The 10,400-nt window shown below is 59.8% G+C and carries 9 protein-coding genes; 6 read left to right on the top strand and 3 right to left on the bottom strand.

All coding sequences use genetic code 11. The annotated features are described in order from the left end of the window. Positions 1-393 precede the first annotated feature (393 nt). From glnL to FHW68_RS14925, 3 genes are all read left to right on the top strand, one after another. Entirely contained in the window at positions 394-1,479 is a 1,086-nt protein-coding gene (glnL, locus tag FHW68_RS14940; RefSeq protein WP_095634213.1) for a nitrogen regulation protein NR(II), read from the top strand. Then, positions 1,476-2,912 (top strand): nitrogen regulation protein NR(I), encoded by a 1,437-nt coding sequence (gene ntrC, locus FHW68_RS14935; RefSeq protein ID WP_018929202.1) that lies wholly within the window; start codon positions 1,476-1,478, stop codon positions 2,910-2,912. The genes glnL and ntrC overlap by 4 nt, the downstream gene beginning before the upstream one ends. A 989-nt stretch (positions 2,913-3,901) precedes the next feature. Then, positions 3,902-4,357, top strand: coding sequence for a tRNA (cytidine(34)-2'-O)-methyltransferase (locus FHW68_RS14925; protein WP_095634211.1), 456 nt, complete (start codon positions 3,902-3,904; stop codon positions 4,355-4,357). A gap of 203 nt (positions 4,358-4,560) precedes the next feature. Here the strand turns inward: FHW68_RS14925 and secB are convergent, their stop codons facing one another. From secB to FHW68_RS14910, 3 genes are read right to left on the bottom strand one after another with little or no spacing between them, the layout of a single operon-like run. After that, positions 4,561-5,046 (bottom strand): protein-export chaperone SecB, encoded by a 486-nt coding sequence (secB, locus tag FHW68_RS14920; protein ID WP_007897410.1) that lies wholly within the window; start codon positions 5,044-5,046, stop codon positions 4,561-4,563. Positions 5,047-5,101: 55 nt separating this feature from the next. Continuing rightward, on the bottom strand, positions 5,102-5,356 hold the full coding sequence (gene grxC, locus FHW68_RS14915; protein WP_095634210.1) for a glutaredoxin 3: 255 nt from the start codon (positions 5,354-5,356) through the stop codon (positions 5,102-5,104). Position 5,357: 1 nt separating this feature from the next. Continuing rightward, positions 5,358-5,771: a rhodanese-like domain-containing protein gene (locus FHW68_RS14910; protein WP_095634209.1), complete on the bottom strand. Its 414-nt coding sequence runs from the start codon at positions 5,769-5,771 to the stop codon at positions 5,358-5,360. Positions 5,772-5,923: 152 nt separating this feature from the next. Here FHW68_RS14910 and gpmI point away from each other — a divergent pair, with 152 nt between their 5' ends. From gpmI to FHW68_RS14895, 3 genes are all read left to right on the top strand, one after another. Further along, positions 5,924-7,453 carry a 2,3-bisphosphoglycerate-independent phosphoglycerate mutase gene (gpmI, locus tag FHW68_RS14905; RefSeq protein WP_095634208.1) on the top strand — a complete coding sequence of 510 codons (1,530 nt, stop codon included), beginning with the start codon at positions 5,924-5,926 and terminating at the stop codon, positions 7,451-7,453. 299 nt (positions 7,454-7,752) lie between these two features. Beyond that, positions 7,753-9,045 (top strand): murein hydrolase activator EnvC, encoded by a 1,293-nt coding sequence (locus tag FHW68_RS14900; RefSeq protein ID WP_095634207.1) that lies wholly within the window; start codon positions 7,753-7,755, stop codon positions 9,043-9,045. 34 nt (positions 9,046-9,079) lie between these two features. Next, positions 9,080-10,399 carry a S41 family peptidase gene (locus FHW68_RS14895; protein ID WP_095634206.1) on the top strand — a complete coding sequence of 440 codons (1,320 nt, stop codon included), beginning with the start codon at positions 9,080-9,082 and terminating at the stop codon, positions 10,397-10,399. The last annotated feature ends 1 nt before the right edge of the window (position 10,400 follow it).

The raw sequence follows: 10,400 nt of genomic DNA, 5'->3' as shown, positions 1-10,400 counted from the left end.
ATCCGGGGGGGGGGGGGCGCGCCCCCCCCCCCCCCCCCCCCCCAACCCCCCCACCCCCCGCCCCCCCCCCCCCCCCCCCCCCCCCCCGCTCCCACAGGATTCTCGTCGCTCAAAGTTGTTCGCCACAGTTCTGTACTTGGCACGGGCTCTTCTGCTTCTTTTACTTCGCTCAAGTTTGCGCACTATATTGGTGCAATAGAGTGCACAGTACTCATCACGCAACCCATTTTGGTTCGAAAATACCCGCAAAAGCTGGCAGAACGCCACGCAAACGAGCGTCAAACGCCTGTTTCAGGCTCTAAACGCTTCTTTTCGGAGCCTTGGTTTGGTTTTTGCATTTTCCCCGTATCGGCGCTTGTTTCTTGCGCGCGCTCCGCTCCAAAAGAGGTCCTGATGACCATTAGCGACGCACTACACCGCTTGCTACTCGACAACCTGACCACCGCAACCATTCTGCTCGACGCCGACCTGCGCCTTGAGTACATGAACCCGGCGGCGGAGATGCTGCTGGCCATCAGCGGCCAGCGAAGCCATGGGCAGTTCATCAGTGAGTTGTTCACCGAATCCACCGAGGCGCTGAATTCCCTGCGCCAGGCAGTCCAGCAGGCGCACCCGTTTACCAAGCGCGAAGCGATGCTTACCGCGCTCACTGGCCAGACCCTGACCGTCGACTACGCCGTGACACCGATCCTGAGCAATGGCGATACGCTGCTGTTGCTGGAGGTTCACCCCCGTGACCGCTTGTTGCGGATCACCAAGGAAGAGGCGCAGCTGTCGAAGCAGGAGACCAGCAAAATGCTGGTACGCGGCCTCGCCCACGAAATCAAGAATCCGCTCGGCGGGATTCGCGGCGCGGCTCAGTTGCTCGCCCGTGAATTGCCGGAAGAAAGCCTGCGCGATTACACCAACGTCATCATTGAAGAAGCCGATCGCCTGCGCAATCTGGTGGATCGCATGCTCGGCTCCAACAAACTGCCGTCATTGGCCATGTGCAATATCCATGAAGTGCTGGAACGCGTGGGTCACTTGGTAGAGGCAGAAAGCCAGGGCTGCATCACTTTGGTGCGTGACTACGACCCAAGCATTCCGGATGTATTGATCGATCGCGAACAAATGATCCAGGCCGTGCTGAACATTGTGCGTAACGCGATGCAGGCCATCAGCAGCCAGAACGAGCTGCGCCTCGGCCGCATCAGCTTGCGTACCCGCGCCATGCGCCAGTTCACCATCGGTCATGTGCGCCATCGCCTGGTGACCAAGATCGAAATCATCGACAACGGCCCGGGAATCCCCGCCGATCTGCAGGAAACCATCTTCTTCCCCATGGTCAGCGGTCGCCCGGACGGTACCGGGCTGGGCCTGGCCATTACCCAGAACATCATCAGCCAGCACCAGGGCCTGATCGAATGTGAAAGCCATCCAGGCCACACCACGTTCTCGATCTTTCTGCCACTGGAACAAGGAGCCACATCGACATGAGCCGTAGTGAAACCGTGTGGATCGTCGATGACGACCGTTCTATCCGTTGGGTCCTGGAAAAAGCCTTGCAGCAGGAAGGCATGACCACGCAAAGCTTCGACAGCGCCGATGGCGTGATGAGCCGCCTGGCGCGCCAGCAGCCGGACGTGATCATCTCCGACATCCGCATGCCGGGCGCCAGCGGCCTGGACCTTCTGGCACGGATTCGGGAACAGCACCCACGACTGCCGGTCATCATCATGACTGCGCACTCCGATCTGGACAGCGCTGTCGCGTCTTATCAGGGCGGCGCTTTCGAGTACCTGCCCAAGCCTTTCGATGTCGACGAAGCCGTCTCGCTGGTCAAGCGCGCCAACCAGCACGCTCAAGAACAGCAAGGCCTGGAAGTCGTCCCGACGCTGACCCGCACCCCGGAAATCATCGGCGAAGCCCCGGCGATGCAGGAAGTGTTTCGCGCCATCGGACGCTTGAGCCACTCCAACATCACCGTGCTGATCAACGGCGAATCGGGCACCGGTAAAGAACTGGTTGCCCACGCGCTGCACCGTCACAGCCCACGGGCGGCTTCGCCGTTCATTGCGCTGAACATGGCGGCGATCCCCAAGGATCTGATGGAGTCCGAGCTGTTTGGCCATGAAAAAGGCGCTTTTACCGGCGCGGCCAACCTGCGTCGCGGGCGTTTTGAGCAGGCTGACGGCGGCACGCTGTTCCTCGATGAAATCGGTGATATGCCAGCGGACACTCAGACGCGTCTGCTGCGGGTATTGGCGGACGGTGAGTTCTACCGTGTCGGCGGTCATGTGCCGGTGAAGGTCGACGTGCGAATCATTGCCGCGACTCACCAGAACCTGGAAACCCTGGTGCATGCCGGAAAATTCCGTGAGGACTTGTTCCATCGCCTCAACGTGATCCGCATCCATATTCCACGGCTGTCGGACCGTCGTGAAGACATCCCGACCCTGGCCAAGCATTTCCTCAGCCGTGCCGCCCAAGAACTGGCGGTGGAACCGAAGCTGCTCAAAAGCGAAACCGAGGAATACCTGAAGAACCTGCCATGGCCCGGCAACGTGCGTCAGCTGGAGAACACCTGCCGCTGGATCACGGTGATGGCTTCGGGTCGCGAAGTGCACATCAGCGATTTGCCGCCAGAGCTGCTGAGCCTGCCGCAGGATTCCGCACCGGTGACCAATTGGGAGCAAGCGCTACGTCAATGGGCCGATCAGGCGTTGGCTCGCGGTCAATCGAGCCTGCTCGACAGCGCCGTTCCGGCTTTCGAGCGGATCATGATCGAGACGGCCCTCAAACACACCGCCGGCCGCCGCCGCGACGCTGCCGTTTTGCTGGGCTGGGGCCGCAATACCTTGACGCGCAAGATCAAGGAATTGGGGATGAAGGTGGATGGTGGGGATGATGATGAGGGAGATGAGGGTTAATCCCCCCACCTGATCGTTCCCACGCTCTGCGTGGGAATGCCTCAATGGACGCTCTGCGTCCGCTTCGGCAGGGGGACGCGGAGCGTCCCGGTCTGCATTCCCACGCAGAGCATGGGAACGATCACCACCACCCTTCCGTGCACCGCGTCAATGCATCGTGAACCGCAATCGCGCACGGCAACCGATCTGAAATCCCGCTTGCGTTCGCAATCGAACCCCTCTCGCAGAAACAAGAAAGCCCCGGAATACGGGGCTTTCGACGTTTCAGCACAACATTCTGTTTCAACTTGTTAAAACCTGGCACGCCCCCTGCATTAGTCCAATCAGTGATTTGATTCACTACCCAGTTTCGGGGGCCTTGGTACAGGCAGGCCGGGGATTCCCCTCTTTACATCCGGGCTCCTAACGCAATCGCGACGAGCCCATCCCGTTTTGGGGTCCTTGGTACAGGCAGGCCGGGGATTCCCTCTTTACACCGGGCTTACGACGCCATGCGCGAAGCCCTCCCGTTTTGGGAACCTTGGTACAGGCAGGCCGGGGATTCCCTCTTTTATTGCTCCCGGAGATGGATCTCCAGCCGCCAGCGGTCATCGACCTCGCTACCGGCCCACTCGCCCTGCAGCGGACGGGCCGCCACCACCGTCAGCAACAATCCCCCGTCACTCAATCGCGTTCGCCAGTTCACGTCTCTGCCGTTGAGCTTGAGCTGACCTTTCTGCGCCTTACCTTCAGCCTTGAATAACAGCGCCACGCTGCCGTCGACTATCTCGCCGTGGGTTTCCGGTTCGTTGTTGAACCACACCACCAGCCCATCGCTTGTCACCTCGACTTGCTCTAATACGCTGGGGTCGGGCGCGGTCAGGCGACCGATCATCAGCCCCACCATCACCCCGACAATCGCCAGCGAAGCCATTACCCTTGGGAATAGTTTCGAACGAGGGTCCTTTGGCGGCGTAGAATACCCGTCATCTTTACCTTCGGAGCCGTGCATGTTTCACGTCATCCTTTTCCAACCAGAAATTCCGCCGAATACCGGCAACGTTATCAGGCTGTGCGCCAACAGTGGCTGCCACCTGCATTTGATCGAACCGCTGGGCTTCGAGATGGACGACAAGCGTCTGCGCCGGGCCGGCCTCGATTACCATGAGTATGCCACCCTGCAGCGTCACGCAGACCTGGCCAGCTGTCTGGAAAGCCTCGGCCATCCTCGGCTGTTCGCTTTTACCACCAAGGGCTCGCGGCCATTTCATGACGCCAGCTTCGCCGAGGGCGATGCCTTCCTGTTCGGCCCGGAAAGTCGTGGCTTGCCGGCGGAAGTGCTCGAGGCCCTGCCCGGCGAACAACGCCTGCGGCTGCCCATGCGCGAAGGCTGCCGCAGCCTGAACCTGTCCAACACCGTGGCCGTCGCCGTTTACGAAGGCTGGCGCCAGCTCGGGTTCAAGTAAGCCCACGTCTGATCGTTCCCACGCTCTGCGTGGGAATGCCTCAAGGAACGCTCCGCGTTCCAGCAGCACCACTGGCGTCGAGCCTGGCACCCGTGTGACGCGCAGCGTCACGGGCTGCATTCCCACGCAGAGCGTGGAACGATCATCTCCCGCCCATGAAAAAAGCGCCTGTTACGGCGCTTTTTTCATTACTGCATCGACGCTTACTGAACGGTCGGTGTCTCGCCAGCCGCCTGCATGCGTTGCAGTTCTTGTGCGTAGAGTGCGTCGAAGTTCACCGGGGCCAGCATCAGGGCCGGGAACGAGCCGCGGGTCACCAGGCTGTCCAGGGTCTCGCGAGCGTACGGGAACAGGATGTTCGGGCAGAACGCGCCGAGGGTGTGGCTCATCGAAGCATCGTCCAGGTTCTTGATCAGGAAGATCCCGGCCTGTTGAACTTCAGCGATGAACGCCACTTCTTCACCGTTTTTCACGGTGACCGACAGGGTCAGCACGACTTCGTGGAAGTCGCCTTCCAGAGCCTTCTGGCGAGTGTTCAGATCCAGACCGACACTCGGCTCCCACTGCTGGCGAAAGATCGCCGGGCTTTTCGGGGCTTCGAAGGACAAATCGCGTACGTAGATGCGCTGCAAGGAGAATTGCGGTGCGGTTTCTTCTTCGCTAGCTGCAGTGTTCTGTTGGTCAGTCATCTCAGATCCTTTCTGATCTCGGGTCTTGTAGGGTTGGCTATTTCAAGTAAGGCAGTCAGGCCTGGAGCAAGGCGTCGAGCTTGCCGGCGCGCTCCAGGGCAAACAAATCATCACAGCCGCCAACGTGGGTGTTGCCGATCCAGATCTGCGGCACGGACGTTCGTCCGGCTTTCTGAGCCATCGCGGCACGCACCTGCGGCTTGCCATCGACCTTGATCTCTTCGAAGGCTACGCCTTTGTTCTCGAGCAGGTATTTGGCTCGCGAGCAATAAGGGCAGTAATCGCTGGAATAGACGACGACGTGGTTCATTTCATTTCACCAGCGGCAGATTGTCGGCTTTCCAGCTGGAAATACCACCGGACAGTTTGGCGGCGGTGAAGCCGGCTTTCATCAATTCGCGGGCATGGGTGCCGGCAGTCTGGCCCATGGCGTCGACCAGGATAATGGTCTTGGCCTTGTGTTTTTCCAGTTCGCCGACGCGAGCGGTCAGTTTGTCGTGAGGAATGTTCAACGCGCCAACAATGTGACCAGCGGTGAAATCCTTGGTCGAACGGATGTCGATCACCACGCCTGCATCCTTGTTGACCAGCCCGGTCAGTTCACCGGTGCTCAGGCTGCGGCCGCCGCCTTGCATCTGATAAGCGATCAGCAACGCCAGCAGTACAACGAAGAGACCGACGAGCAGATAGTGGTTAGTGGCGAATTGAATCAGGTTAGCAACCATCGAAGGAGGTTCCAGGGCGTTAAAATGTCGGCCAGTATACACAGCCCCTAGAGTGGGCCAAACCCCGTCTGGCGGTGACGTGGATTGAACTTGGCTTTAAACTGCCACTCCCTTTTCCATCGCCTCTTTTAATTCAGCCACGAGTGGATTCCATGACTACCACGCCTAAACCTTTGGTCCTGATTATTCTCGACGGCTTCGGTCACAGTGAGAGCCCTGAATCCAACGCCATTTATGCCGCGAAGAAGCCCGTACTGGACCGCTTGTGGGCAACCGTGCCGAACGGTTTGATCTCGGGCAGCGGCATGGACGTCGGTTTGCCAGACGGCCAGATGGGCAATTCCGAAGTCGGTCACATGAACCTCGGCGCCGGCCGCGTGGTGTACCAGGACTTCACCCGCGTGACCAAAGCGATCCGCGACGGCGAGTTCTTCGAGAACCCGACCATCTGCGCCGCGGTGGATAAAGCCGTTGCTGCCGGCAAAGCCGTGCACTTCATGGGCCTGTTGTCCGATGGCGGCGTTCACAGCCATCAGGATCACCTGGTCGCCATGGCTGAACTGGCCTTCAAGCGCGGCGCTGAAAAAATCTACCTGCACGCCTTCCTCGACGGTCGCGATACACCGCCGAAAAGCGCGGAATCGTCCATCGAGCTGCTGGACGCGACTTTCCAGGCACTCGGCAAAGGCCGGATCGCCAGCATCATTGGCCGTTACTACGCCATGGACCGCGACAACCGCTGGGATCGCGTGTCCCAGGCTTACAACCTGATTGTCGATGGCGCCAGCGAATTCAACGCCGCCACCGCACAGGAAGGCCTGCAAGCCGCTTACGAGCGTGGTGAAAGCGACGAATTCGTCAAAGCCACCAGCATCGGTGAGCCGGTGAAAGTCGAAGACGGCGACGCCGTAGTCTTCATGAACTTCCGCGCCGACCGTGCCCGCGAACTGACCCGCGTGTTCGTCGAAGACGATTTCAAGGAATTCGAACGCGCTCGCCAGCCTAAACTGGCCGGTTTCGTCATGCTGACCCAATACGCCGCCAGCATCCCCGCGCCGTCGGCCTTCGCCGCGGGCAGCCTGGATAACGTGCTGGGCGATTACCTGGCAAAAAATGGCAAGACGCAGCTGCGCATCGCCGAAACCGAAAAGTACGCTCACGTGACGTTCTTCTTCTCTGGCGGTCGCGAAGAACCGTTCCCGGGCGAAGAACGCATCCTGGTCCCGTCGCCGAAAGTCGCCACCTATGACTTGCAGCCGGAGATGAGCGCCCCGGAAGTCACCGACCGCATCGTCGACGCCATCGAAAACCAGCGTTACGACGTGATCGTGGTCAACTACGCCAACGGCGACATGGTCGGCCATAGCGGTGTATTCGACGCGGCAGTCAAAGCGGTCGAATGCCTGGACCTGTGCGTCGGTCGCATCGTCGATGCGTTGGAAAAAGTCGGCGGCGAAGCCCTGATTACCGCCGACCATGGCAACGTCGAGCAAATGTCTGATGAAACCACTGGTCAGGCGCACACCGCGCATACCACCGAGCCGGTGCCGTTCATCTATGTTGGCAAGCGTGACTTCAAGGTCCGCGACGGCGGTGTACTGGCGGATGTCGCGCCGACCATGCTGATGTTGCTGGGGCTGGAAAAACCAGCGGAAATGACTGGCACTTCGATTCTGGTCTGATCAGATCCATCTGACGACGCCATACCTGTGGGAGCCTGTGTGGCGAGGGGGCTTGCCCCCGTTCGGCTGCGTAGCAGTCGTAAAACCATTGCATGCGGTGTATCTGATGCACCGCGATTGCAGATTTGGGGGCCGCTTCGCGACCCAACGGGGGCAAGCCCCCTCGCCACACAAGCTCGCTCCCACATTGGTTTTCGGTGTTTTTCTGTCCAGTTATCACACAGCCCCAATTGGGCGTTTTTTTTGCTGCGCTTGGCGGGCATACTAGGCCGTCCCTTTCCCTGGTGTCGCCCGCCTCTATGCTTCGCGTCCTGATAGCCCTTGCCCTGACTTGCCTGCTTCAACCGGCCTTCGCCGACGAGCGCACGCAAACCCAACAACAGTTGGACGCCACGCGTCAGGACATTGCCGAGCTGAAAAAATTGCTGGGTAAACTCCAGGAAGAAAAATCCGGGGTGCAGAAAGACCTCAAGGGCACCGAAACCGAGATGGGCAAGCTCGAGAAGCAGGTCGAAGCCCTGCAAAAAGAGCTGCAGAAAAGCGAATCCGAGCTGCAGCGACTCGATGCCGAGAAAAAAAAACTCCAGAGCGCGCGCATTGAACAGCAGCGACTGATCGCCATCCAGGCCCGCGCGGCCTATCAGAATGGGCGTCAGGAATACCTCAAGCTGCTGCTCAACCAGCAGAACCCGGAAAAATTCGCGCGCACCCTCACCTATTACGATTATCTGAGCCAGGCCCGCCTGGAGCAGCTGAAGAATTTCAACGAAACCCTGCGCCAACTGGCCAATGTCGAAAAAGACATCGCCATGCAGCAGGCGCAACTGCTGGTACAGAAAAGCAGCCTCGACAGCCAGCGCGACGAACTGGACAAGGTCCGCAAGGAGCGCCAGCAAGTCCTGGCCAAACTCAGCCAAGACATGAAGGCCCGCGATCAGAAACTGGCGGCGCGCGAGCAGGATCAGGCGGATCTGTCTAAAGTCCTTAAAACCATTGAAGAAACCCTGGCTCGTCAGGCCCGAGAGGCAGAGGAGGCGCGGCAAAAAGCGCTGATCGCCCAGCAGGAAGCGGAAAAAAAGCGTTTACGTGAGGCTCAGGCTGAAGCAGATGCTACTGACGCCCCACGCAAAACCGTTAAATCAACACCCGGCGCATTGGTTTCCAGTTCAGGCGAAACCTTTGGCGGCCCCTTTGCTTCCACCCGCGGCAAACTTCCATGGCCGGTTGATGGTCGACTGCTGGCGCGCTTCGGTGAAAGCCGTGGCGACGATGCCCGAACCAAATGGGACGGCGTAATGATCAGTGCCTCCGCCGGCAGCCAGGTGCATGCCGTTCACGGTGGCCGCGTGGTGTTTGCCGATTGGTTGCGAGGCGCCGGGTTGCTGGTGATCCTCGACCATGGCAACGGTTTCTTGAGTCTTTATGGTCACAACCAGACGCTGCTCAAATCGGCGGGTGACGTGGTAAAAGCCGGTGAGTCCATCTCCACTGTCGGTAACAGTGGCGGACAGGACACTCCAGCACTGTATTTCGCTATTCGTCAGCAGGGTCACCCAAGTGATCCGGCGCAATGGTGTCGCGCGCAAGGATAGGCGTTGAGTCACCTACATTAGGAGTTCGTTCGACATGCTGTATTTGTCTCGCCTTACCTCGCTGGCCCTGACGATCGCCTTGGTGATCGGTGCGCCGTTGGCGTTTGCCGCTGAGCCTGCCCCGGCGATCGCACCTGCAGGCACTGCTGCGACCACCAAGGCGCCATTGCCGCTGGACGAGTTGCGCACCTTTGCTGAAGTCATGGACCGGATCAAGGCAGCCTATGTAGAACCGGTGGACGACAAGACCCTGCTGGAAAACGCCATCAAAGGCATGCTCAGCAACCTCGACCCGCACTCCGCCTACCTTGGCCCGGAAGATTTCGCTGAGTTGCAGGAAAGCACCAGCGGCGAATTCGGCGGCCTGGGTATCGAAGTTGGCGCCGAAGACGGTTTCATCAAAGTGGTTTCGCCCATCGATGACACCCCGGCCTCCAAGGCGGGCATTCAGGCTGGCGACTTCATCGTCAAGATCAACGGCCAGCCGACTCGCGGCCAGAGCATGACCGAGGCCATCGACAAGATGCGCGGCAAGATCGGCCAGAAGATCACCCTGACCCTGGTACGCGACGGCGGTGCGCCGTTCGATGTGACCCTGGTCCGCGCCATCATTCAAGTGAAGAGCGTCAAGAGCCAGTTGCTGGAATCCGGCTATGGCTACATCCGCATCACCCAGTTCCAGGTCAAGACCGGCGAAGAGGTCTCCAAGGCCCTGGCCAAGCTGCGCAAAGACAACGGCAAGAAACTCAGCGGTATCATCCTCGACCTGCGTAACAACCCGGGCGGCGTGCTGCAATCGGCGGTGGAAGTGGTCGACCATTTCATCACCAAAGGCCTGATCGTCTACACCAAGGGCCGTATCGCCAACTCCGAGTTGCGCTTCTCCGCCACCGGCAAGGACGAAAGCGAAGCCGTGCCAATGGTCGTGCTGATCAACGGCGGCAGCGCCTCGGCCTCGGAAATTGTTGCCGGCGCCCTGCAAGATCAGAAACGCGCCGTGGTCATGGGCACCGCCAGTTTTGGCAAAGGCTCGGTGCAGACTGTGTTGCCGCTGAACAACGAGCGCGCACTGAAAATCACCACGGCGCTGTATTACACGCCGAACGGCCGCTCGATTCAGGCTCAGGGCATCGTCCCGGACATCGAAGTGCGCAGGGCCAAGATCACCAACGAGCAGGACGGTGAATACTTCAAAGAGGCCGATCTGCAAGGTCACCTGGGCAATGGCAACGGCGGCGCCGATAAACCGACCGGTTCCGGTGGCAAGCCCAAGGCCATGCCGCAGGATGACGATTACCAGTTGGCCCAGGCCCTGAGCCTGCTCAAAGGACTGAGCATCACGTCTGGCCGCTGAG

The organism is Pseudomonas sp. Tn43 (assembly GCF_014192635.1).
In the GTDB taxonomy this organism is placed as follows: Bacteria; Pseudomonadota; Gammaproteobacteria; order Pseudomonadales; family Pseudomonadaceae; genus Aquipseudomonas.
The sequence above is the reverse complement of the archived record's forward strand: the minus strand, read 5'-3'. Positions and strand labels throughout refer to the sequence as shown.

What these genes read in the sequence shown, in the direction of transcription:
- glnL (WP_095634213.1), top strand. Translation starts at nt 394, where the DNA reads ATGACCATTAGCGACGCACTACACCGCTTGCTACTCGACAACCTGACC.
- ntrC (WP_018929202.1), top strand. Translation starts at nt 1,476, where the DNA reads ATGAGCCGTAGTGAAACCGTGTGGATCGTCGATGACGACCGTTCTATC.
- FHW68_RS14925 (WP_095634211.1), top strand. Translation starts at nt 3,902, where the DNA reads ATGTTTCACGTCATCCTTTTCCAACCAGAAATTCCGCCGAATACCGGC.
- secB (WP_007897410.1), bottom strand. Translation starts at nt 5,046, where the DNA reads ATGACTGACCAACAGAACACTGCAGCTAGCGAAGAAGAAACCGCACCG.
- grxC (WP_095634210.1), bottom strand. Translation starts at nt 5,356, where the DNA reads ATGAACCACGTCGTCGTCTATTCCAGCGATTACTGCCCTTATTGCTCG.
- FHW68_RS14910 (WP_095634209.1), bottom strand. Translation starts at nt 5,771, where the DNA reads ATGGTTGCTAACCTGATTCAATTCGCCACTAACCACTATCTGCTCGTC.
- gpmI (WP_095634208.1), top strand. Translation starts at nt 5,924, where the DNA reads ATGACTACCACGCCTAAACCTTTGGTCCTGATTATTCTCGACGGCTTC.
- FHW68_RS14900 (WP_095634207.1), top strand. Translation starts at nt 7,753, where the DNA reads ATGCTTCGCGTCCTGATAGCCCTTGCCCTGACTTGCCTGCTTCAACCG.
- FHW68_RS14895 (WP_095634206.1), top strand. Translation starts at nt 9,080, where the DNA reads ATGCTGTATTTGTCTCGCCTTACCTCGCTGGCCCTGACGATCGCCTTG.